Raw genomic sequence first — 22,738 nt, 5'->3', positions numbered from 1 at the left:
CGGCGGCTGCGCGATACGGCGGCGGGCCGGCCGCCGCATCGCCCGCCGTGCCCGATTCAGTCCAACAGCTTCGCCGCGGCGCGGTTGTGGCGCGCGACCAGCTCGCGCAGATCGACGCCGACGATCTGGCCGTCCTCGACGACGACGCGGCCGCTGATGACCGACAGCCAGGCGCTCGCCGGCGCGCAGGTCAGCAGCGAGGCGACCGGGTCCGACTGGCCACCGGCGTGCTGCAGGCCGTCGACGCGGAACGCGACGAGATCCGCGGCCTTGCCGGCTTCGAGGCTGCCGAGCTCGTCGCGGCCGAGAATCGACGCGCCGCCGCGCGTCGCCAGGCGCAGCGCCTCGCGCGCCGACATGCGGTCGGCGCGCGACTCGAAACCGGGCCAGCCGACGCGCTGCAGCAGCATCGTCTGGCGCGCCTCGCCGAGCAGGTGATTGCCGTCGTTGCTCGCCGAGCCGTCGACGCCGAGGCCGACGCGCACGCCGGCGTCGACCATCTGCCGGATCGGCGCGATGCCGGACGCCAGGATCATGTTGCTGCTCGGGCAGTGGCAGACGCCGCTGCAGGTGTGCGCCATCCGGGCGATGTCGCCGTCGCTCGGATGCACCATGTGCGCGAACCAGACGTCGTCGCCGAGCCATTCGACCGACTCGGCGTAGTCGACCGGGCGCATGCCGAATTTCTCCAGGCAGTAGCGATCCTCGTCGATCGTTTCGCCGAGGTGCGTGTGCAGGCGCACGTGGCGGTGGCGGCGCGCCAGACGCGCGCTCTCGCGCATCAGCTCGCCGCTGACCGAGAACGGCGAGCACGGCGCCAGACCGATGCGCAGCATCGAGCCCGGCGCCGGATCGTGAAAGCGGCCGATCACGCGCTCGCAGTCGGCGAGGATCGCGTCCTCGTCCTCGACCAGCCGGTCCGGCGGCAGGCCACCGTGGCTCTCGCCGACGCTCATCGAGCCGCGCGTCGGATGGAAGCGCACGCCGAGTTCGGCGGCGGCGCGGATCTCGTCGTCGAGCCGCGCGCCGTTGGGAAACATGTAGAGATGATCGGCGACGGTGGTCGCGCCTGACAGCAGCAGTTCGCAAAGGCCGAGCTTGGCGCTCAGATAGACCGCCTCCGGGTCCATGCGCCCCCAGATCGGATAGAGCTTCTTGAGCCAGTCGAACAGCACCAGGCCGCCGGCGGTGCCGACGCTGCGCGTCAGCGTCTGGTAGAGATGATGATGGCCGTTGATGAGGCCCGGCATCAGCACGCAGCCGGCCAGATCGAAGCGGCGATCCGGGGTGCGCTCGGCCGGCGCCTCGGCGATCCAGGCATCGAGTTCGCGGCCGGTGCCGATCTGCTCGATCCAGCCGTCGCGCAGGAAGGCCGCACCGTCGCGGATCTCGCGGCCGGCATCGTCATGGGTCACGAGCACGTCAGCGCCCGTCAGCAGCAACTTCGTCAAGATTCAACTCCGTCAGGACCATCGTTCAAAGGTATATGTCGCACGCGCGGCACGCCTCGGCGCCGCGGCCGGCCGGCGCGCCGCGACACGGCGTACCGGCGCAAGATTTCCGGCCATGCCGCCGGGCGGCGCGGCGCAAGACACGATCGTGCGCCGCGTGTCGTTCGCGCCGCGCGACAGCGTCGCGCGCGCTGCCGTAAAGTCGCGTCTCCCCTGCGCAACTTGCCGCCTCGCTCATGTCCCGCACGCTCCTGCTGCCCGCACTTTGCCTGTCGCTCGGCCTGTCGCTCACCGCGACCACGCCGGCATACGCCGCGCTGTCGGCCGCCGAACGGACGATGGTCGCCAGCGTCGACGCCGGGCAGGCGCGCGCGCTGCAGTTGCTCGAAGCGCTGGTCAACCAGAACAGCGGCACCCACAACCTCGACGGCGTCACGCGCGTCGCCGCGATGCTGCGGCCGGAGTTCGAGGCGCTCGGCTTCAGCGTGCAGTGGCAGCCGCTGCCGCAGACCGGCCGCGCCGGGCACCTGATCGCCACGCACGCCGGCCGCAAGGGCGGCAAGCGCCTGCTGCTGATCGGCCACCTCGACACCGTGTTCGAGCCGGATTCGCCGTTCCAGCGCTTCGAGCGCGACGGCGACCGCGCGCGCGGCCCCGGCGTCACCGACAACAAGGGCGGCATCGTCGTCATGCTCGCGGCGCTGCGCGCGATGCAGGCGGCCGGCACGCTGAAGGACGCCAGCATCGAGGTCGTGCTCACCGGCGACGAGGAAAGCGTCGGCCAGCCGACCGCGCTCGCCCGCGCCGACCTGATCGCGGCCGGCAGGCGCGCCGACGTCGCGCTCGATTTCGAGAACCTGTCGCAGGACAACGGCGCCGACATCGGCGCGATCGCGCGGCGCTCGTCGAATTCGTGGACGCTGAGCACGCGCGGCAAATCGGCGCACAGCTCCGGCATCTTTTCGGCGAAGGTCGGCGACGGCGCGATCTTCGAGCTGGCGCGCATCCTCGATGCCTTCCGCACCCAGCTGCCGGAGCCGAGCCTGACCTTCAACGTCGGCCTGATCGGCGGCGGCCAGAGTGCCGAGCTCGATGCCGAGGGCGTGCGCGTCGCCGCCGCCGGCAAGACCAACATCGTTGCGCCGCTCGCCGTCGCGCGCGGCGACTTTCGCACCCTCACGCCCGAGCAGACCGCGCGCGTGCGCGACAAGATGCAGGCGATCGTCGCCGCGCATCTGCCGGGCACCGACGCGCAGATCGAGTTCGAGGAAAGCTATCCGCCGATGCCGCCGACCGCCGGCAACCGCGCGCTGCTCGCGCAGCTCAATCTCGTCAACCGTGACCTCGGCCTGCCGGCGATGGGCGAGCTCGATCCGCTGCAGCGCGGCGCCGGCGACATTTCGTTCGTCGCCGCCGACACCGACGGCCTGGTCGGCCTCGGCATCGCCGGCAGCGGCAGCCACGCCGCGCAAGAAACCGCCGATCTGTCGTCGCTGCCGCGCCAGGCCCAGCGCGCCGCGCTGCTGATGACGCGCCTCAGCCGCGAGGCGCGCTGAGCCATGTCCGCAGCAGACGACCTCGCCGCCGCGCTGCCGCCGCTGCACGCGCAGACCTTGCAGGCACTGCTCGCCAGCCTGCGGGCCGATCCGCGCCTCGACGCCGCGCTCGGCGGCGGCTCGCTCGCGCACGGCGCGCTCGACGCGCATTCCGACCTCGACCTTGTCGTCGTCGTGCGCGACGCGGACTACCCGGCGGTGATGGCCGAGCGCCGCGCGATCGCCGGCCGCGCCGGGCCGCTGCTCAGCGCCTTCAGCGGCGAGCACGTCGGCGAGCCGCGCCTGCTGATCTGCCTCTATGGTCCACCACTGATTCATGTCGATCTGAAGTTCGTCACCGCCGCAATGCTCGATGCGCTGGTCGAAACGCCGGCCGTGCTGTGGGCGCGCGATCCGGCGTCGCTCGCCGCGATGCTGGCCGCCGCCCGCGTGCACTGGCCGGAGCGCGATCCGCAGTGGTTCGAGGACCGCGTCTGGATCTGGCTGCACTACGGCGCGATCAAGCTGCACCGCGGCGAGCTGTTCGAAGCGCTCGGCATGCTCGCGCATCTGCGCGAGCAGGTGCTCGGCCCGCTGCTGCGCCGCCACGCCGGCGAGCGGCAGCGCGGCGTCCGCCATCTCGACTTCGTGCCGGCGCTGCGTGAACGCCTGCTGCCGACCGTCGCCGGCTACGACGCCGCCGCCGTGCGCACGGCGCTCGCCGCGTGCGCCGCGCTGTACCTGCGGCTGCGCGCCGAAACGCCGCCGCCGCAACCAGTCGACGGCATGCCGGACACGCTGCTCGATTTCCTCGCCGCGCCCGGCACGCGCGGCGACTGAAACCCGGGTCAGCCTGCGGCCTGCTCGGCCGCCAGCACGCGTTCGGCTTCCTCGCCGGCGGCGGTGTTGGCGATGCCGGCGCGCGAGCCGGCGAGCTTGGCGGCCAGGTGCGCGCCGATCGTGATCGGCGGATAGGCGCTGCCGTCGGCGCCGACGCAGGACGGCAGCGTCTTGATCAGCGCGTCGAAGTTGCCGTCGTGGAAGTAGGCGGCCGAGCGGCGGCGCTGCACCTTGCCGTCGACGACCGGCGGCCGCACGCGATGCAGCGTCGAGCGCCAGCGGTCGTTGGTCCAGCGCGCGGTGAGGTCGCCGAGGTTCACGAGCATGGCGCCCGGCGCCGGCATCACGTCGTGCCAGACGCCGTCGCCGCCGAGCACCTGCAGGCCCGGTACCAGATCGGCCCACAGCACGGTGACGATGCCGTAATCGGTGTGCGCGCCCATGCCGGTCGGCGTCTCGTCCTGCACGTCGAGCCCTTCCGGCAGCGCGTAGTTGATCATGCGCAGCACGTCGACCGAGTGGTCGGTGACGGCGGCGAAGGTGTCCGGCGGCACGTGCAGGGCGTCGGCGAAGATGCGGCACAGCGTGCGCGCGACGCGGCCGGCTTCGCTGAAATAGGCCGAGACCGCGGCCCGGAAGCGCGCACCGTCGAAGCCCGCGCCGCTCTGCGGCCAGAGGTTCTCGGCGTAGACCTCGGCCGGCAGCGCCAGCTGCGGAAACTCGGTGGCGGCAGTGCCGACGTTGAAGGCCTCGAAGTAATCGTTGAGCCGCGACGCCGATTCGAGGCCGAGCGACAGGCTCAGCGATTCGCTCTGCGGCGGCGCGTAGCCGCGGTTGATCTGCGGCGGCGCGCGGTCGCGGCGCTTGGTTTCGAGCGGCTGTCCGAAGTAGGCGTCGATCGCGCCGGCCAGCCCGGCGAGCACCGCCGGCGCGATGCCGTGGCCGCGGATCTGCACGAAGCCGACCTCGCGGCAGGCCATGCCGAGTTCGGCGGCGACACGCGCGCGCGCGATCGGCTCGGTGCTTGCACCGCTCTGGGCCACGTATGGCGTGATATCGACCACAGGCACCGCAAAGGGGCGCGCCTGCCCTTTCGCCGACCGTTCATCGTGCTTCGTCACAAGATCCTCCGCCGCGCTCGCGGCTGCTGAATTCGGGCTCCCGGCCGGTTGTGCACAATCCTTGCTATGGATTGCATGCACTTTTGCCGGCCCCGGTTCGCTATGCAATTGGCCTGCCGTTTTGGCGGCCGCCGCACCGGAGCCCGCCAGTGCCCGCCCGCCGGCCGGCGCCCGCCGCCCGCCGACGGCCCTTTTCGTTCATCCGACACGTCCGGAACCCGCGCATGTCCGACTTCATTGCCCAGCTGCCCAAAGCCGAACTCCACGTGCACCTCGAAGGCACGCTCGAACCCGAACTGAGCTTCGCGCTCGCCACGCGCAACGGCGTCAGGCTCGACTACGACACGCCCGAGGCGCTGATCGCCGCCTACGACTTCCACGACCTGCCGTCCTTTCTCGCCATCTATTACAAGGCCATGGAAGTGCTGGTCACCGAGCAGGATTTCTTCGAGCTGACCTATGCCTATCTGAAGAAGGCGCGCGAGCAGAACGTGCTGTACTGCGAGCCGTTCTTCGATCCGCAGGCGCACACCAGCCGCGGCGTGCCGTTCGCGACCGTCATCACCGGCATCCACAAGGCTCAGGAAGCGGCGCGCGCCGAACTCGGCATCGAATCGCAGCTGATCCTGTGCTTCCTGCGCGACATGAGCGCCGAGTCGGCGATGGAAACGCTGCTCGCCTCGCTGCCGTTCAAGGACTGGATCGTCGGCGTCGGCCTCGACTCCGACGAGAAGCACAACCCGCCGCGCAAGTTCGCCGAGGTCTTCAAGCTGGCGCGCGAGAACGGCTACAAGCTGACGATGCACTGCGACGTGCACCAGCTGAACACGCACGAGCACATCCGCCAGGTGCTCGACGAGATCGTCGTCGACCGCATCGACCACGGCATCAACACGCTCGACAAGCCGGTGCTGTACCAGGAAGTCGCGCAGCGCGGCCTCGGCCTGACGGTGTGCCCGGTGTCGAACCGCTTCGTCGTGCAGAACCTGACGACGGCGGAGATCCGCCGCATGCTGGAGCTCGGCATGCGCGCAACCGTCAATTCCGACGACCCGGCCTACTTCCGCGCCTACATGAACGAGAACCTGCAGGCGCTGGCCGACGACGGCATGACGCGCGACGAACTCGCGCAGCTGACGCGCAACGCCTTCGCGGTCGCCTGGCTGCCGGACGCACGCCGCGCGCAATACCTCGACACGCTGGAGCAGTACCTGCGGCAGGCCGCCTGAGGCGCCGCGGCACGACCGTCACAACAAACCAGAAGGACCACATCCCCATGACGCACGCTTTCCACCGTACCGGCCGCGCGCTGCTGGCGCCGCTCGCCGCCCTCGCCCTGCTCGGCGCCTGCTCGAAGGGCGCGCCGCCGCCCGCGCCGGTCGCCGAGACCGCGGTCGCGGCGCAGCCGATTCCGGTCAAGGTCGTCGTCGTCAGCATGTTCGAGACCGGCGCGATCACCGGCGACGCGCCGGGCGAATTCCAGCTCTGGGTCGAGCGCCAGAAGCTCGACCGCGCGTTCGCCTTCCCGATGGGCGAGTACGAGCTGCGCATGAACGATGACGGCGTGCTGGCGATCTGCACCGGCGGCGGCATCACCAACGCCGCGACCTCGATCATGGCGCTCGGCACCGATCCGCGCTTCGACCTCACACACGCCTACTGGTTGATCGCCGGCATCGCCGGCGGCGATCCGGCGGACGTCTCGCTCGGCACCGCGGCCTGGGCCAAGCACGTCGTCGACGGCGACCTGCTGTACGAGATCGACGCGCGCGAGATTCCGAAAGACTGGCCGTACGGCCTGCTGCCGCTCGGCGCCAAGAAGCCGAACGACAAGGCCGACGGCTGGACGGTCGACACCATCCACTACGCGCTCAACCCGAAGCTCACCGAGTGGGCCTACCAGCTGACCAAGGACCACCCGGTCGCCGACAGCGAAGGCATCGCCGCATTCCGCCAGCAGTTCGCGGGCCTGCCGAACGCGGTCAAGCCGCCGTTCGTGACGATCGGCGACACCATGTCGTCGAGCACCTACTTCCACGGCGACCTGATGACGAAGTGGGCCAACGACTGGATGAAGCTGCAGGCCGGGCCGGACGCCAATTTCATGATGTCGGCGATGGAGGACAGCGGCACGCTGACGGCGCTGCGCCGCCTGTCGCGCGCGCAGCGCGTCGATCTCGACCGCGTGCTGGTGCTGCGCACCGCCAGCAACTACAGCGAGCAGCCGCCCGGCAAGGACGCGGCCTGGAGCACGACCGCCGAGTATCCGGAAGGCGGCCGCCCGGCGATCGAAGCGGCCTATCAGGTCGGCAACATCGTCGTGCAGAAGCTGCTCGGCGGCTGGGACCAGTACCGCGACCATCTGCCCGAATAAGCGGGCCCGATTCTCCCCTCTCTCGACACAGGAACGATGCCGATGAAACTGTTGAAGATGCTCGCCGCCGCCGCGCTGCTGGCGAGCGGCGCCGCCAAAGCCCTCGATGCGCCGGACGCGCCGCTGCACTACACGCCGACCGACACCATCGTCGTGCTCGGCGCCGTGCCGCAGGAAATCCCGCCGTTCGTCGAGGCGATGAAGGACGCGCAGAAAAAAGACCTCTGGGGCATTCCGTACTGGCAGGGCCACATCGGCGGCAAGCCGGTCGTGGTCGCTATCACCGGCATCGGCAAGACCTCGACCGGCATGACGACGACACTGTTCGTCAGCCAGTTCAAGCCGCGTCTGGTGCTGATGAGCGGCACCGGCGCGCGCATCAACCAGTCGCTGCGCACCGGCGACGTGATCGTCGCCGCGCACATGAACGAGCACGACTACGGCAGCCTGACGCGCCAGGACATGGTCTACCGCCCGTTCAACGGCCCGGATGACGGCCAGGAGATCGCCAACGACTTCTCGCCGTCGCCGGCGCTGCTGGCGCGCGCCGACGAGGCGATGAAGACCTACCAGGGCCCGCAGGTCACCGCCAACGGCGCGACCTACCCGGTCAAGGTGCGCCGCGGCGTGGTGTCCTCGTCCGATCTGTTCGGCGTCACCGAAACGCGCATCGAGCACCTGCGCCAGGACTTCCATACCGACATCATGGAAATGGAGTCGGCGCCGATGGCGCACACGCTGCAGATTCTCGGCGTGCCGTACATCGTGGTCCGCGCTGGCAGCAATGTTGCACAGGAAGCGCCGAACGACGACTACCTGCGCCTCGGCCCGATCGCCGCGAAGCAGGCCGCCTATTTCAGCCTGCACCTGCTCAAGTACCTGTAAAGCCGGAACCGGAACCGAACGCCATGCGCCGCCTCGCCACGCCCCTTTTCGCCGCCAGCCTGCTGCTGGCTGCCACGACCACCCGCGCCGCCGACACGGACGACGGCGCCTGGTTCGAATCGTTCAAGGCCGGTGCGACGCCGGAGCAGCTGTACCGCTTCCTCTATGCACTGCCCAAGGGCGGCGACCTGCACAACCACCTGTCGGGCGCCGGCCTGTCGGAATGGTGGTGGGATGCGGCGGTGGCGTCGGAGAAGGACGGCTACACGTACTACACGAAAGTCCGTATCAACAACTGCATCGAGTACGGCAGCAGCAACGAGTACGGCGGCCAGCCGTACTACCTGCTGTTCCACACCCTCCAGCAGTCGAGCTACGCCCGGCTCGACGACTGCCGCAAGTCCGAATACAAGCCGCTGAAGGCGCTCGACGCCCACGAGAAGGACGGTTGGCTCAACAGCATCCGTCTCGACCGCCCGTACGAAGGCCGCGACGAGTTCTTCAGCACGCACTGGGAGCGTCTCGGCGATCTCGACCGCAACCCGTACGTGACGGCCGAGATCCTGTTCCAGAACATGAAGGCCTTCGGCAAGGAAGGGCTCGCCTATCTGGAAACGCAGGACGGCGCGTTCGGCTTCCTCGGGCCCGACGGCAGCACGCTGCCGCCGGAGCAGACCGCGGACATCCTGCGCCGCCGCCTCGCCGCGCCGGACGCCAAGGCGACCGGCGTCACCGTGCGCTTCCAGAGCTCGCTCCTGCGCTTCGCGCCGAACGCCGAGCAGTACCTGAAGACGCTGTACGCCTTCACCGACCGGCACCGCGACCTCTACGTCGGCATCAACATGGTCGGCCGCGAGGACAACGACAAGGGCTATCCGCTGCGCTTCCTGCCGACGCTGCGCGAGCTGCGCAAGCACTACCCGGACATCCACCTGTCGATCCACGCCGGCGAGGTCGACGAACCGAACTTCCATATCCGCGACACGCTGCTGCTCGGTGCCGAACGCATCGGCCACGGCGTCAACCTGCTGAGCGATCCCGAAACCACGGTGCTGATGCGCAACGGCCCGTACATGATCGAGATCAACCTGATCAGCAACCTGCTGCTCGAATACGTGAAGAATTTCCAGCAGCACCCGTTCCCGGAATACCTGCGCATCGGCATCCCGGTCGCGCTGTCGACCGACGACCGCGGCATGTGGGACTCCAACCTCACCGACGAGTATTTCGTCGCGGTCCGCGAGTTCAATCTGTCGTGGGACGAGATCGTCAAGATCGGCCGCAACTCGCTGCAGTATTCGTTCGTGCAGGAACCGGTCAAGCAGCAACTGCTGAAGGACTACGACGCGCGCGTCGCGCGCTTCGCCGCGCAGTTCCGCAAGCAGGGCATCGCCTCGCTGGCCGGCGTGAAGCCGGTCAGCTATTCGTTCACCTGCAAGCACTACCAGCTGTGCCTGCCGCGCGAGTGAGGCACCGATGAATCCGAACGATCCGCGCGCCGAACTGCGGCGCTTCGTAATGGAACTGCCGAAGGCCGAGCTGCACGTGCATCTCGAAGGCACGATGGAGCCGGAGCTGTATCTGGCGATGGCGGCGCGCAACGGTCTCGCCACGCCGTACGCCGACGCCGAGGCGGTGCGCCAGCGTCTGCGCGAGGCCCGCGATCTGCCGAGCTTCATCCGCATCTACGAGGAGCTGATCGGCGCGATCCGCAGCGCCCAGGACTTCCGCGATCTGGCGATGGCCTTCTACGCCAAGGCGCAATCGCAGGGCGTGATCTACGCCGAGGTGTTCTTCGACCCGCAGCTGCACCTGGAACGCGGCGTGCCGCTGGCGGCGATCTTCGGTGGCCTCGAACGGGCGCGGCTCGAAGCGGCGCAGACGCTGGGCTTTGCGGCGCGCTACATCATGTGCTTCCTGCGCGACCGCCCGGCCGAGGACGCGCTGCAGGTGCTGCGCGACAGCGCGCCGTGGCGCGACGAGTTCATCGGCATCGGCCTCGACAATCCCGAGGTCGACGGCTTTCCGCAGAAGTTCGCCGCCGTGTACGCCGAGGCGCGGGCGATGGGCCTGCGCCTGACCACGCATTGCGACGTCGGCCAGCCGAACACCGTCGCCCACCACTGGGGCGCGCTCGACGTGCTCGGCGTCGAACGCATCGACCACGGCCTCAACGTGCTCGACGATCCGAAGCTGGTCGAGGCCGTGCGCGCGCGGCGCATCGGCCTGACCGCGGCGCCGACGCTGTTCTACACCGACATTCCCGGGCGCATGGAGTATCGCGCCGGCGCGATCCGGCGCCTGCTCGACGAAGGCCTGCTGGTGTCGGTGAATTCCGACGATCCGGGCATGAAGCGCAGCCTCTACGTCGGCGATCTGATGCTGCGCGTGCAGCAGACCACCGGCGTGTCGCGCGCCGCGCTCGTGCAGCTGGCGCGCAACAGCTTCGTCACCGCCTGGCTGCCCGACGCCGAACGCGAAGCCTGCCTCGCGCGGCTCGATGCCTACGTCGCCGCGCATCCGGAGCCGATGCCGGCCTGATGCGTCACGGGCGCCGCACGGCGTCCCACTCGAAACCAGGAGTTCACGATGTCGATGTTTCTCTCCGCCACGCGCCGCGCGCTGCTCCGCCACGGCGCCGCCGTGCTCGCGTTCGGCGCAGGTCTGCTGTCGCTGCCGGCGCTCGCCGCCGAGCCGCTGAAAGTCGCGTTCGTCTACGTCGGTCCGATCGGCGACGCCGGCTGGACCTACTCGCACGAGCAGGGCCGCCTCGCGCTCGAAAAAGCCCTGCCCGGCCAGGTCAAGACCACCTACGTCGAGAGCGTGCCCGAGGGCGCCGACGCCGAGCGCGTCATCCGCCAGCTCGCCGCCGACGGCAACCAGCTGATCTTCACCACTTCGTTCGGCTACATGGAGGCGACGCTCAAAGTCGCGCGCCTGTTCCCGAAAACCGTGTTCATGCACGCCACCGGCTACAAGACCGCGAAGAACGTCGGCGTCTACGAGGCGCGCGCCTACGAGTCTTCTTATCTCCTCGGCGTGCTTGCCGGCGGCAAGACGAAGAGCAACACGCTCGGCTTCGTCGCCTCGTTCCCGATTCCGGAAGTGATCCGCAACATCGACGCGTTCACGCTCGGTGCGCAGAGCGTGAATCCGAAGATCAAGACCAAGGTCATCTGGGTCAACACCTGGTACGACCCGGGCAAGGAGCGTCAGGCCGCCGAGACGCTGATCGCGCAGGGCGCCGACGTGCTGAGCCAGAACACCGATTCCGCTGCCGTCCTGCAGACCGCGCAGCAGAAAGGCGTCTACGCCTGCGGCCGCAACTCGGACATGTCGCGCTTCGCGCCGAGCGCGCAGCTCGCCGCCGGCATCGTCGACTGGGGTCCGTTCTACATCCAGACCGCCCGGGATGTGATCGCCGGGACCTGGAAGAGCGCATCGACCCGATGGGGCGTCGCCGAAGGCATGGTCGACGTCGCGGCGCTGCTGCCCGGCCTGCCCGCACCGACGCTGAAAGCCTACGGCGACCAGAAGAAGGCGCTCGCCGAACATCGCTTCGAGGTCTTCCAGGGCCCGATCAAGGATCAGAGCGGCGCGCTCCGCGTCGCCGCCGGCAGTCAGCTCACGACCGAACAGCTGATGGCGCTCGACTGGTACGTGCACGGCGTCGACGCGCCGCTGCCGCGATAAACCCCGAATTCCGGAACCAGACCGTGATGAAACCGCACACCGCCCTCGCCGCTCTCACGCTGGCCTTCGCCGCGACGTCCGCATCCGCCGCGACGCCACCGGCTGCGCCGCCCGCGTCCGCGCCGATGCCGATCCGCGCCGTCGTGCTCGTCAACTTCGAGATCGGCGCCGACACCGGCGACGCGGCCGGCGAGTTCCAGCGCTGGTACGAGCGCGGTATCGACGGCAAGGGGCCGCTCGACTGCGTGCCGCTGCCGCAGAGTACGCACGCCGCCTGCCTCGACCGCGCACGCGGCGTGCTCGTCACCTACACCGGCCTCACCGCCGACCGCGCCGCGGCCAGCGTGATGGCGATGGGTATGGACCCGCGCTTCGACTTCCGCCACGCGTACTGGCTGATCGGCGGCATCGCCGGCATCGACCCGCACGACGGCACGCTCGGCTCGGCGGTCTGGGGCCGCTGGGTCGTCAACGGCGACTGGGCGCATGAGATCGACGCCCGCGAAATGCCGAAGGACTGGAAGACCGGCTATCTGCCGTTCGAGCGCAAGACGCCGTACGCGCAGCCGGTCGGCAACGACTACGGCAAGGTCTACGCGCTCAACGGCGCGCTGCGCGACTGGGCCTACGCCCTGACCCGCGACATCCAGCTTGACGACGACGACAAGATCGCCGCGATCCGCGCCGCCTATACCGAGGACGCCGCCGCGCGCGAGGCGCCGAAGGTCATGCGCGGCGACAATCTGTCGGCCGGGACCTTCTGGCACGGCCGGCTGCTCAACGACTGGGCCAACGACTGGGTGAAGTACTGGACGCGCGGCGAAGGCGAGTTCGTGACGACCGCCGTCGAGGACAGCGGCATTCTCGAAGCGATCCGCTTCCTCGACGCCGGCGGCAAGGCCGATTTCTCGCGCGTGATGCTGCTGCGCACGGCGAGCAATTTCAGCATGCAGCCGCCCGGCCTGAGCGCCGCCGACAGCCTCGCGCGCGAACTCGACGGCTTCGGCGCGATGCAGCCCGCCTGCGAGACGCACTGGCGCGTCGGCAGCGCGGTCGTCCGCGAGCTGACCGCGAACTGGGCGAAGTACCGCGACGGATCGTTCGCGCCGTAAGGCGCCGGCGGGGCATTCGCACGTGGCGGGCTTGCGGCGGCAGCCGCAGGCGGTGCGGCCTTTTCCCAATAGGGAAAATCACCAGCCTGAATTCGGCAATTGGATCGATTTTTCCCGATCGGGAAAGAGCCATGCGCGATCGAAGCCCCATCAACGACGCCGCCGACCTCGACCTCGGCAGTGGCCAATTTGAATTTCAGCATGCTTGAATGGTCAGGATGACCGTGGAACACTCGAAGCATGGACAAAGATCGCCCTCCGGCCGCTAAGCAACTGATAGCCCCAGGCAAGACCGAGCTTCTTTCTGGAAAGCAGGCTCGCAACAAAGCCATTTTGCGCCAAAAGGATGCGGTACTCCCGGTAAGTTCTTTCAAGCGCCAGCGCGACGCGAACCAGCACGCGAAGCCAATAGTGGACATTGCAGCCGGCCAGAGTGAAAAGAAGAAGGCGCCAGCCAAGAAGGCAGCGCCTTTGCGAGAGACTAAGGCTAAGCCTTAGGCGGGATTGGTACTGCAAAATCAAGTTCGTGCTGCCCGCCAAATCTCTTAATGATTTTTTCTTCGTAGGCATGCGCGTCATCCCCAGAAGACTCAGCCATTTCCAGTACGCGACCGATCTGCATGCGCAGCCCACGCGCTCCGATGTCGTTGAGGAACTGAAATAGATAGCGCTTCTGGTCAGCGTCTTTCGCGCGCAGAGCGCGTAACAATTCGAGGAGCTTCCCGTTGCTCTTAGCCAGTGGGAAGTAAATGTGCTTCCGAGTGAGGTGCATGAATTGCCACGGCTTGCCTCGGACTGGCAGGGGGATTTTGTAGAGACGCTGCCATGCAGCATAAAGCTCGTTGGGGAACTCCTGCTCGTACTTTTTTGCTTCTTCTTGAACGAAGACCTTAAAAGCCTGGATGACCTCCTCGACCTCCGGCCTGTAACCGGCCAAAGCGTAGACAAGACCCTTGATTCCAGCTTTAGCAGAGGCGCCGTTGATGATGGCCGCCTGCTGAACGACCTTTTTGTAGCGCGCGCTCAGCTTGCCTTTCCTGTCAGCGTCCGCGATGGCATTGCAGACTTCAATGAGCAGAGCCGCGTCGTGTCCTTTTACAGTAATTGGCGGGGCTTCGGCACCGCCAGATCCCCATTGAATTATTAGGGTTTTATCGAGCATCTCGCGCAATTCGGCGCTGACCGAGTCGGCCATTGCTTGACTATTGATGAGGCGCGGGAAGGCGTTGCCGCGTGGCGATAGGCCGAGCGCCGTTGCCATGCCGGTCTGACTTATAACCGCGGTGCGCTGGGTGTCATCAACGACATAGCAATCCACATCGACGCCGAAGTCATCTTTGAAGTTCCCCTTGCTAAGAGCCCGCACTGGTTTGGCCCCCCATCGCGCGAGCGCTCCTTTCTTCGCGCGCTCCAACTTTTGCTCCTGAGTCATCTTGGCCGCGACAGCTAGGCCTCCCTTCGCGCGGCCTTTCACCTCTTTCTTTTTTTTCATTGCAAGCATCCTATTTATTAAATGTGCTTGCATTATCAATAAGCATATCTCAGAAAGCAAGCATAAAAATATAGATAATGCTTGCATCAACAAGCTGACCATCCAAAAGCGGGCGCAGATCATCGACGTGCTAGTCGAGGGCAACAGCCTACGCACGGTTTCGCGGATGACGGATGCTCCATCAATACTGTGACCAAGCTGCTGGTGGATGTCGGCGCGGCCCGCTCTGACTACCAGAACCGCACCCTGCGCAACCTACCCGGCAAGCGGGTTCAGTGCGATGAGATTTGGGCCTTCGTCGGCAGCAAGGCCCAGAACACCAGCGAAGATGACAAGGCCGTTGGGACTGCCGGCGACGTGCAGACCTGGACCGCCGTCAACGCCGATACCAGGCGCATCCCCTGCTGGATGGTCGGCGGCCAGCACTCCGGCTTCTCCAATCTGCTCACGGATGACTTAGCTTCGCGCCTCACCAATCGCGTGCAGCTCACCACAAACGGCCACAAGGTGTATCTCTGCGCCGTGCCGAACGCCTTCGGCAATCAGATTGACTACGCTCAGCTCGTGAAGCTCCACGGCCCCACCCTGAACGGCGCCGGCGCGGCCGCTCGCTACAGCCCCGGCGAGTGCTGCGGCATCGTTAAGACGCCAGTGTCTAGCTACCCGGAGGTCAAGCACGTCAGCACGTCCTATGTAGAGTGCGCCAACCTCACGATGCGGATAGGCATACGCCGCTTCACGCGCCTGACCAATGCGTTCTCAAAGAAGGCGGAGCACCATGCCTACGCGGTGGCGTTGCACATGATGTTCTACAACTTCGGCCGCGCGCATAAGAGTCTGCGCGTCACCCCGGCGATGGAAGCGAGGATCGCCGATCACATCTGGTCGCTGGAGGAAATCGCGGCGCTGGTCGCTGACGAGGCGCCGAAGAAGCGCGGCCCGCACAAAAAACGCCCTATCGAAAATCAAGCCGAAGCGATTTCAAACTGAGCACTACCCGCCGTCCGGCGCCGGCGACGGAACCGGTTCAGGCCGCCTGCATGAAGCGGATCTCGCGCGCGGCATCGATCGGGTTGGCATCGGCGACGAGATCGTTGAAACGGTAGCTGGCGATACGCGCCGCTTCGACGACGCCGGCGGCGCGCTCGACCGCCGGCGAGTTGGCGAGCCGCTCCCAGCCCTGCGCGAGCACGCGCTCGTAGCGCTCCACCTCGCGCGCGCAGACCACCAGCGGAAAGCCGAAATGACGGCGGTAGGCCTGCGCCAGTTCACGCACCTCGTGATGCGCGTCCTCGCCGAGCGTGCCGAGCCCGGCGGCGTCGTGATCGAGGACGTAGGCATTGTCGGCATCGGCCTCGCTGCCGAGATCGGCATAGGCGTTCAGCAGTTCGACCTGCTGCGCGGTGTCGCCGGCGAGCAGCGCCTCGCCGAAGGCCGCGCGCAGCGCGCGCGTATCGGCGTACGGGCGCTGCGCCCAGGCGCGCTCCAGCACCCAGGGCACACTCTCGACGAGGCCGCCGAAGGTGCGCGCGAAAGCGTCGTACGACATCGCGTTGACCTGATCGAGCGTGACGAGCCCGCTGTCCGGCCGCCCGGCGACGGCGGCGTGCGCACCGCCGACGTGATGGAACAGCGCGTTGAGCAGGATCGCCGTGATCGCGCCGAGCGTGATGCCACTGCCGAAGATGATCTGCGCCCAGTCCGGCAGGCCGGTCGACACGAACGGCTGCGCGGTGACGAGCATGGCCAGGCCGAGGCTGGTGCCGACGATGACGAGGTTGCGGTGATCGTTGAAGTCGACCTTGGCCAGCGTCTGGATGCCGACCACGGCGACCGCCGCGAACATCGCCAGCGCGGCGCCGCCGAGCACCGGATGCGGAATGCCGGCGACGATCGCCGCCGCCTTCGGCATCGAGCCGAGGATCAGCATGATGACGCCGGCCGCACAGACGACCCAGCGGCTCTTGACCTGCGTCAGGCGCACCAGGCCGACGTTCTCGGCGTAGCAGGTGTACGGAAACGAATTGAGCACGCCGCCGAGCATCGTCGCCAGACCGTCGGCGCGCAGCGTGCGCGCGATGTCCTCGCGGCGGATGCGCTTGCGCACGATCTCGCCGGTCGCGTAGACGTCGCCGGTGCTCTCGACCATGGTGATCAGCATGACGACGATCATCGACAGGATCGCGGTGACGCTGAAGCTCGGCCAGCCGAAGTAGAACGGCAGCGTATAGCCGAGCGGCGCCGCGCTCCCGACCGCGTCGAAGTGCGCGTCGCCGAGCAGCCACGCGACCAGCGTGCCGGCGACCAGCCCGGCGAGCACCGCGATCGTGGCCATGAAGCCGCGGAAGAAACGCTGGATCGCGACGATCAGCGCCAGCGTGCCGAACGCGTACAGCAGGTTCTTGAGCAGCACCGGATTCTGGATCGCGTTCGGACCGCGGCCCATGACGACGTCGTTGGCGGCGACCGGCAGCAGACCGATGCCGATGATGAGGATCACCGTGCCGGTGACGACCGGCGGAAAGAAGCGCGCGAGCCGCGCGAAATACGGCGCCGCGAAGAACGCGAACAGACCGCCGGCGAGCACGGCGCCGTAGATCGACGCCAGCCCCGCGGTGCCGCCGCCGGCGGCGAGGCCGATGCTGATCATCGGCCCGACCGCGGTGAAGGTCACGCCCTGCAGCAGCGGCAGGCGCACGCCGATCTTCGGGCCGAGGCCGACCGACTGGATGATCGAGGCGATGCCGCAGGTGAACAGATCAGCGTTGATCAGGTGGATCAGCTGCCCGGTCGACAGGCCCAGACCGCCGGCGACGAGGATCGGCACCAGCACCGCGCCGGCGTAGAACGCCAGCACGTGCTGCAGGCCGTAGGCCGCCAGCTTCGGCAGCGGCAGAACCTCGTCGACCGGATGGATGCGCGCACTCATGCTCAGCCCCTGCGATGCGGCGTCCGTTCAGGGCGCCTTCTGGAGATCGACCTCGATGCCGGCGTCGCGCGCGACGCCGCGCAGGCGTTGCAGCAGCGCGTCCGGCGCGCCGCGTTCGACGCGGATGTGCAGCGGCCGCGACGGTCCGGCTCCGGCATGCCGGCGGATCTCGATCGCCGCCTGCTGCTCGGTCAGCTGCAGCCCGGCCCAGAGGATCTGCCCCTGCGCGTCGAGCGTCAGCGACAGGTCCTGGCCTTCGGCGCCGAGCGCCTGGCCGAAGTTCGGGCCGATCAGCTCGCGCAGGAACGCCGGCGTCGCCCACTCGGCCTTGCCGGCATAGCGTTCGATGAACGCCGCATCGCCGCCGATGCGCTCGCGGCCCGGACTCCAGGCCGGCGTCACCACCGAGCCGACCAGCAGGTACGGCGCCTCCGGACGCAGCACGATGGCCTTGGCGGTACCGGCCGGCACCGGCACGAACGGCGTCTGGCCGTGCGCGAGGTCGCGGCCCATCACGTAGTGCGCGACGCTGCCGTTGGCGAGGAACAGGTAGTAGTCGGCGGGCCCGCCCTCGATCAGCGACTGGTAATCGTCCGAGTACAGCCAGTGCAGATGGTTCTGCGGCGAGGCCGGCGTCAGCATGAAATAGATCGCGTTGCTGACCGGCGAACGGCCGTCGCCGGCCGTGACCTCGAGATCCGAAACGCGCAGCACGCGGAACAGCCCCGCCTCGCCGTTCAGCGGCACCAGACCCAGCCGCTCGATCAGCTCGTCGCGGCGCGCGTCCGCCGCTGCGGGCGGCGCTGCGGGCGGCGCTGCGGGCGGCGCCGCGGCGGACGCCTCCATCGCCGCCGGCGCGGCGCACAGCGCCGCCGCGAAGAGGACTTTGCGCAGCGCCCGCCTCACGGCGTGCCCGGCACGCGGTCGCGATAGACGTCCCAGTGCGAGACGATCTCGTCGACGACTTTCGAGCCGACCTTGTATGCCGCCTCGACCGACATGTTCAGCGCCGCGTAGCCTTCGCCCGGCGCGCCGCTGTGGTCTTCGAGCAGGTTCTGCGCGGCGGTCAGGCCCGGCGGCTGCATCGTGTAGTTGCTCGCCGTGCGCAGCACCATCAGGCGCTGGTAGTCGGCCTTGCCGGTCGGCGACAGGTAGCTCAGCGACTGCGCGGTGCCGGTGTCCTCCATCGCCGAGGACACGAACTCGCCCTTGCCGTCGGTCCAGTACTTCGTCCATCGGTTGGCCCACTCGTTGAGCAGCTTGCCGTGCCAGTAGGTCATCGCCGCCAGATTGTCGCCCTTGAGCACGAACGGCGGCTTCTGCGCGTTCGGATAGCCCTTGTAGAGCGCGCGGCGCTTCTGCAGCACCGGATGGTCGCCGAGATCGACGTCGCGGGTCAGCTGGAACGCCCAGTCGGTCAGCGCGCCGTTGAGATGGAACATCTCGCCGGTCGGGTCCGGTTTCGGCAGGCCGTAAGGCCCCTTGGTGCCGCGCGGGAAGTAGCCGGTCGGCCAGTCCTTGGGCATTTCGCGCGCGTCGATCTCATGCGCGAGATCGCCGTCGACGAGATATTCGGCCCACGCCGCCGAGCCGATCGACGCGTCGGCCGGATCGAAGCCGGCGATGCCGGCGACCAGCCAGTACGCGTGCGAAAGATCGAAACGCGGATCGAGGCCCAGCGCCATCACCGCGGTCGCCGAGTTCGCCGTGCCCATGCCGGTGACCATGCCGAGCACGCCGGTCTGCGGGTTGAACCACAGATCGTGGTGATGCGCGAACGCGAAACGCTGATCGAGCTTCTGGCGCTCCTTCCACAGCTGGAACTCGCCGGCGGCGTCGCCGCTGTCCTGGCCGATCTCGAACATCGCGACGACCACGACCTTGACCTCGATCGGCTTCGGCGCCGCGGCGACGGCCGGCAGCGGCAACGTCGCGGCCGCAGGAACAGGGGTCGGCGCGCTCGCGCAGGCCGCGAGGCCGGCGGCGAGCGCGAGGCCGATCAGAACGGATGGAATGCGCTGGAACATGGGGGTCATGGCTGGGTCTCGCGCCCGGAAGCGCTGGTCGTTGCGGGGTGAAAGCGCTGCACGTCTCTGATACCCGGCATGCGCGTGCAAATCGTCGGAAACCTCATCGCACCTCCTGATGCGAGAAAAAGAACGCCGCCGCAGCGAAGCGCTGGCGGCGGCGTTCTTACCGTGCGTCGATCTTTGCTGCGGCGGGACGGCTTGGGCTCCGTCCCGCCGCCGGGGCTCAGAACTTGTACGACACCGACGCCAGGTAGTTGCGCGGCAGTTCCGGCAGCACCACCGACGAGCCGAACAGGTCCGGGAAGTTCGAGCGGAAGTACTTCTCGTTCGTCAGGTTCTTGCCCTGCAGACCGAGTTTCCAGCGCTTCGTCTCGTAGTTCAGACCAGCATTCCACAACGTGTACGACGGCAGCTCGATCGCCTTCGAGAAGCCCGAGTAGGTCGAATCGACGTGCGTCACGCCGACCGTCGTCGTCAGGCCATCGAGGAAGCCATAGTGCTCGTCGAAGTTGTAGATCAGGTAGAGGCTGTAGATATTCTCCGGGACGCCCTGCTTGCGACCGTCGTCGGTCAACACGAGACCATTGATGACGCCGCCGAACATCAGCGACGGATCGACTCCGGCCGGCAGGTCGCCGGCGCCGGCGAAGCTGAACTGGTTGCCGTTCTCCTTGGCCGTCAGGTTGTAGACCTTCAGGTTGGTGTAGGCCGCCGTGATCGCGAGGTTGTTGGTGACGACGCCACGGAACTCGAACTCCCAGCCCTTCGATTGCGTGGTGTTGTTGGTGACAGTGTTCTGGGCCGAGTAGTCCAGGCGCTCCTGCTTGAAGTAGTCGAGCGTGAAGTACAGGCGATCGTCCCAGAAACTGCCCTTGACGCCGTACTCCTCGAGCTTGGAGTCGGCGACGGCCTTGCCCGCCATCACCGACGAGGTCGGCACTTCACCGCCCTGGCCCACGATCAGCGTCGTCTGCTTGGCGCGCGTCACGTACGGCGTCAGACCCGTCATCGGGATGTCGTACGAGAGGCTGGCCGACCACGAGAAGGCGTCGTCCTTGCTGTTGTAATTCTTGCCAATGACCGGATCGCCGGCACCGCCGCAATCGACCCCCTCGACGCACTTCGAGTCGACATCGACGGAGTCGTAGCGGGCACCACCGAGCAGGTGGATCGATTCGAGGAAGGTGTAGTCGGCGAGCAGCGCGGCACCGAGATCGGTGTAGTTGCCGACCGTATGAGTCGAGTAAGGCTCGAGCGCCGAGCCGTCGCGCGTAGACAGCGTACGGTACGAGGCCGGCGTATACGGCTTGGTGATATCGCGACGATCGAAATACTCGTAGGCGAAGTTGTCGCCGTGCTCGAAGTCCTGGTGGCGGATCGACGGGCTGAACTGGTAGGCAGCCTTGCCCCAGTCGCCGAGGTCATGGGCGAATGAGAAGATCAGCTGATCTTCGAACACCCAGGTATCGGCAAACTGCGAGAAGCCGTAGGCGTTCTCGTTATTGTTCTTCAGCGACTCGTAGAACGACTTGTTGGTCATCTTGAGTCCGTTTCCGAACTCATGGATGAAATCGAAGTACAAGGTGGTGACCTCATCGGTCAGCTCGTCGTCCGGCGAGACCAGAACCTGGCTGCCGTTGATGTGCGCGGTACCCGGATTCTGCAGCGCCATGTTCGGATGCGCCGCCAGATCTGCCAGAACAGTGCTGGCAGATTGCTGGCTCACGTCGCCGAACGCCACATTCGGATCGCTGCTGCCGAATGGATAGAAAATTGCCAAGTTGCCCGCCGCCGACTCGGTGGCCGACATCCTGCCGTCGCCGTTGGTATCGAGCGACGTCGGGCTGCCAGTGATGTAGGTACCGTGGTCAATGAGCTGCTGGGTCACGCGGTTCCAGCCGGCGACCTGGTTGCCCTCGTAATTCTGGTACATGCCGCCGAACTCGATGCGCGACTTTTCGGTCAGCTGCATGTCGATCGACGCCTGATAGATGCTCTGGTCGGTCGACGTATTCTGATAGTAGGAGCCGGAGTCCTCGGTCTCGGCATACAGGTAGTAGCCGAAGTCCTTGCCGAAAATCTTGCCCGGACCGCCCACTTCGCCGTGGATCACGTCCTTGTCCCAACTGCCGCGGGTCACACCGAACTCGCCCACCGGCTGCTTCATGTACGCGCCGTCCTCGGCGCGTCCGGACTTCGGCACGAAGTTCAGGTAGCCGCCAATCTTCGACGGACCGTAGATCGGCGAGGCCGGGCCGCGCACGATGTCGATGCGGTCGGAAGCGCCGATCGGCGTCGGATAATTGCCCGGGTTGTCGATGCGGCGCACGCCGCGGAAGTAGACCTCGCCCGGGGTGCCGCGCACGTCGAGCGAACCGGCGACGCCGAAGAACGACTGCGTGAACGAACCCGGCGACAGCGCAACCAGATCGTCCAGCTCGTTGATGTTCAGCTTGTTGAGCGTCTCATTGCTGATCGAGGTGATCGAACGCGGCGTGTCCTTGATGCTCTTGTCGAAGCCGAACACCGAGTCGACGGGTTCGTTCGACAGGATGTTGACCTCCTTGTTGACGCGCGCCTTGACGACGACCGTCTCGATATCGTCGCCCGCCGCTTCGGGAGCCGCCTCGGCCGCTGCCACCTCGGTCGGCGCAGCCGCCTGGGCAAGTTCCTGCGCGGATGCCAGCGTCGGCAGTGCGAAGCCGCCACCCAGAGCCATCAGCGCGATTGCGCGCATCTTGAAAGCCGGTACTGCACGTTTCATTACACCACTCCCAATTGCGTAAGTCGGATCCAGAGAGCCCATCGCGGCATCCCCATCGGACGATGCGGTCTGCCGTACGAAGCGCCGGGCATCGAAGCGCGGTCTGCCTGCGCGCCCTCTCGTTCGCTGCGCCGCACGACGGACTGCGCGCGCTTCAGCTCCGGAAGATCAGGACGCCGCTGTATGCAGTTCAAAAAGACATTGCATACAGACTCGGGACTGACATTCCGCAAAGGTCATGCCATGGAAAAGTTCAACGTCGAATGGGGGAAATCCCGCGACAAAAGGCGATTGCGGGGCATGCGGAGCCCGCTGCCTGCGTCGGCGATGTTCGAGCGCGGAGCAGACGCGACGCTTTTTGGCGCGCATGCCCCGACTTATTGCATGCAATCTGCGCATGGATTGTGTGCGATCGTCAGACCCGGACCAGCCTGCGCCCGCGCGGTGCACGCCGGTCTCGGTGCGCCAACAAGAAAGGCGCGCCCCGCCGTGAAGCGGAGCGCGCCGGATTC

At 67.3% G+C, this 22,738-nt stretch carries 17 protein-coding genes and 1 pseudogene; 11 read left to right on the top strand and 7 right to left on the bottom strand.

The genetic code is table 11. The features are described 5' to 3' along the window. Window positions 1-56 precede the first annotated feature (56 nt). Window positions 57-1,451, bottom strand: coding sequence for an 8-oxoguanine deaminase (locus K343_RS0108935; protein WP_028007778.1), 1,395 nt, complete (start codon window positions 1,449-1,451; stop codon window positions 57-59). Window positions 1,452-1,687: 236 nt separating this feature from the next. Here K343_RS0108935 and K343_RS0108930 point away from each other — a divergent pair, with 236 nt between their 5' ends. Both K343_RS0108930 and K343_RS0108925 read left to right on the top strand, forming a co-directional pair. Next, on the top strand, window positions 1,688-3,007 hold the full coding sequence (locus tag K343_RS0108930) for a M20/M25/M40 family metallo-hydrolase (protein ID WP_028007777.1): 1,320 nt from the start codon (window positions 1,688-1,690) through the stop codon (window positions 3,005-3,007). 3 nt (window positions 3,008-3,010) lie between these two features. Beyond that, complete coding sequence (locus tag K343_RS0108925; protein WP_028007776.1) at window positions 3,011-3,826, top strand: hypothetical protein; 816 nt, start codon at window positions 3,011-3,013, stop codon at window positions 3,824-3,826. A gap of 8 nt (window positions 3,827-3,834) precedes the next feature. Here K343_RS0108925 and K343_RS0108920 read toward each other — a convergent pair whose 3' ends face one another. Further along, on the bottom strand, window positions 3,835-4,890 hold the full coding sequence (locus K343_RS0108920; RefSeq protein WP_043112344.1) for an isopenicillin N synthase family dioxygenase: 1,056 nt from the start codon (window positions 4,888-4,890) through the stop codon (window positions 3,835-3,837). A gap of 281 nt (window positions 4,891-5,171) precedes the next feature. On the opposite strand from K343_RS0108920, the gene add (K343_RS0108915) reads away from it, so the two are divergent. The 8 genes from add (K343_RS0108915) to K343_RS24435 all read left to right on the top strand — a co-directional run bounded on the left by add (K343_RS0108915) (window position 5,172) and on the right by K343_RS24435 (window position 13,509). Beyond that, on the top strand, window positions 5,172-6,176 hold the full coding sequence (gene add, locus K343_RS0108915) for an adenosine deaminase (RefSeq protein ID WP_028007774.1): 1,005 nt from the start codon (window positions 5,172-5,174) through the stop codon (window positions 6,174-6,176). Between the two features lie 47 nt (window positions 6,177-6,223). Next, entirely contained in the window at window positions 6,224-7,321 is a 1,098-nt protein-coding gene (locus tag K343_RS21500; protein WP_043112342.1) for a purine-nucleoside phosphorylase, read from the top strand. Window positions 7,322-7,363: 42 nt separating this feature from the next. Further along, window positions 7,364-8,206 carry a 5'-methylthioadenosine/S-adenosylhomocysteine nucleosidase gene (locus K343_RS0108905; protein WP_245585151.1) on the top strand — a complete coding sequence of 281 codons (843 nt, stop codon included), beginning with the start codon at window positions 7,364-7,366 and terminating at the stop codon, window positions 8,204-8,206. A 23-nt stretch (window positions 8,207-8,229) separates the two neighbouring features. Continuing rightward, window positions 8,230-9,675, top strand: a complete 1,446-nt coding sequence (locus tag K343_RS0108900) for an adenosine deaminase family protein (RefSeq protein ID WP_028007772.1) — start codon at window positions 8,230-8,232, stop codon at window positions 9,673-9,675. A 7-nt stretch (window positions 9,676-9,682) separates the two neighbouring features. After that, on the top strand, window positions 9,683-10,747 hold the full coding sequence (gene add / locus K343_RS0108895) for an adenosine deaminase (RefSeq protein WP_051278082.1): 1,065 nt from the start codon (window positions 9,683-9,685) through the stop codon (window positions 10,745-10,747). Window positions 10,748-10,795: 48 nt separating this feature from the next. Next, window positions 10,796-11,899 (top strand): BMP family ABC transporter substrate-binding protein, encoded by a 1,104-nt coding sequence (locus K343_RS0108890; RefSeq protein WP_245585150.1) that lies wholly within the window; start codon window positions 10,796-10,798, stop codon window positions 11,897-11,899. Window positions 11,900-11,925: 26 nt separating this feature from the next. Beyond that, entirely contained in the window at window positions 11,926-13,011 is a 1,086-nt protein-coding gene (locus K343_RS0108885) for a purine-nucleoside phosphorylase (protein WP_028007769.1), read from the top strand. A 240-nt stretch (window positions 13,012-13,251) separates the two neighbouring features. Beyond that, window positions 13,252-13,509 (top strand): hypothetical protein, encoded by a 258-nt coding sequence (locus tag K343_RS24435; RefSeq protein WP_154662489.1) that lies wholly within the window; start codon window positions 13,252-13,254, stop codon window positions 13,507-13,509. Here the strand turns inward: K343_RS24435 and K343_RS0108880 are convergent. Then, window positions 13,499-14,503 carry a P63C domain-containing protein gene (locus K343_RS0108880; protein WP_028007768.1) on the bottom strand — a complete coding sequence of 335 codons (1,005 nt, stop codon included), beginning with the start codon at window positions 14,501-14,503 and terminating at the stop codon, window positions 13,499-13,501. The two genes, K343_RS24435 and K343_RS0108880, sit on opposite strands and share 11 nt — an antisense overlap. Before the next feature lie 85 nt (window positions 14,504-14,588). Between K343_RS0108880 and K343_RS21495 the strand changes: the two are divergent. After that, window positions 14,589-15,493, top strand: a pseudogene (locus K343_RS21495) (IS1 family transposase). A 37-nt stretch (window positions 15,494-15,530) separates the two neighbouring features. Here K343_RS21495 and K343_RS0108870 read toward each other — a convergent pair. The 4 genes from K343_RS0108870 to K343_RS0108855 form a co-directional block, all read right to left on the bottom strand. Beyond that, the gene (locus K343_RS0108870) at window positions 15,531-17,432 is read right to left on the bottom strand and encodes a solute carrier family 23 protein (protein ID WP_028007767.1); all 1,902 of its coding nucleotides are present in this window, start codon (window positions 17,430-17,432) and stop codon (window positions 15,531-15,533) included. Between the two features lie 27 nt (window positions 17,433-17,459). Continuing rightward, window positions 17,460-18,338: a cupin domain-containing protein gene (locus K343_RS23340; RefSeq protein WP_028007766.1), complete on the bottom strand. Its 879-nt coding sequence runs from the start codon at window positions 18,336-18,338 to the stop codon at window positions 17,460-17,462. Beyond that, a complete protein-coding gene (locus K343_RS0108860) occupies window positions 18,335-19,468 on the bottom strand; it encodes a purine nucleoside permease (protein ID WP_211226193.1) in 1,134 nt (377 codons plus the stop codon). Before K343_RS0108860 ends, K343_RS23340 begins: the two co-directional genes overlap by 4 nt. A 217-nt stretch (window positions 19,469-19,685) precedes the next feature. Then, window positions 19,686-22,199, bottom strand: a complete 2,514-nt coding sequence (locus tag K343_RS0108855; protein ID WP_084615784.1) for a TonB-dependent siderophore receptor — start codon at window positions 22,197-22,199, stop codon at window positions 19,686-19,688. Window positions 22,200-22,738 lie beyond the last annotated feature (539 nt).

Origin of the sequence: Solimonas flava DSM 18980, from assembly GCF_000426685.1 — a bacterium.
Classification (GTDB): domain Bacteria; phylum Pseudomonadota; class Gammaproteobacteria; order Nevskiales; family Nevskiaceae; genus Solimonas; species Solimonas flava.
Note: the sequence above shows the minus strand (reverse complement) of the source record. Positions and strands in the feature narration are given on the sequence as shown.

Bases quoted from the DNA above. Each gene is read 5' to 3' on its own strand.
- K343_RS0108855 (WP_084615784.1), bottom strand. From the start codon at position 22,199: ATGCGCGCAATCGCGCTGATGGCTCTGGGTGGCGGCTTCGCACTGCCG.
- K343_RS0108925 (WP_028007776.1), top strand. From the start codon at position 3,011: ATGTCCGCAGCAGACGACCTCGCCGCCGCGCTGCCGCCGCTGCACGCG.
- K343_RS0108905 (WP_245585151.1), top strand. From the start codon at position 7,364: ATGAAACTGTTGAAGATGCTCGCCGCCGCCGCGCTGCTGGCGAGCGGC.
- K343_RS0108930 (WP_028007777.1), top strand. From the start codon at position 1,688: ATGTCCCGCACGCTCCTGCTGCCCGCACTTTGCCTGTCGCTCGGCCTG.
- add (WP_051278082.1), top strand. From the start codon at position 9,683: ATGAATCCGAACGATCCGCGCGCCGAACTGCGGCGCTTCGTAATGGAA.
- K343_RS24435 (WP_154662489.1), top strand. From the start codon at position 13,252: ATGGACAAAGATCGCCCTCCGGCCGCTAAGCAACTGATAGCCCCAGGC.
- K343_RS21500 (WP_043112342.1), top strand. From the start codon at position 6,224: ATGACGCACGCTTTCCACCGTACCGGCCGCGCGCTGCTGGCGCCGCTC.
- K343_RS0108885 (WP_028007769.1), top strand. From the start codon at position 11,926: ATGAAACCGCACACCGCCCTCGCCGCTCTCACGCTGGCCTTCGCCGCG.
- K343_RS0108860 (WP_211226193.1), bottom strand. From the start codon at position 19,468: ATGACCCCCATGTTCCAGCGCATTCCATCCGTTCTGATCGGCCTCGCG.
- K343_RS0108870 (WP_028007767.1), bottom strand. From the start codon at position 17,432: ATGAGTGCGCGCATCCATCCGGTCGACGAGGTTCTGCCGCTGCCGAAG.
- K343_RS0108890 (WP_245585150.1), top strand. From the start codon at position 10,796: ATGTCGATGTTTCTCTCCGCCACGCGCCGCGCGCTGCTCCGCCACGGC.
- K343_RS0108880 (WP_028007768.1), bottom strand. From the start codon at position 14,503: ATGAAAAAAAAGAAAGAGGTGAAAGGCCGCGCGAAGGGAGGCCTAGCT.
- K343_RS0108900 (WP_028007772.1), top strand. From the start codon at position 8,230: ATGCGCCGCCTCGCCACGCCCCTTTTCGCCGCCAGCCTGCTGCTGGCT.
- add (WP_028007774.1), top strand. From the start codon at position 5,172: ATGTCCGACTTCATTGCCCAGCTGCCCAAAGCCGAACTCCACGTGCAC.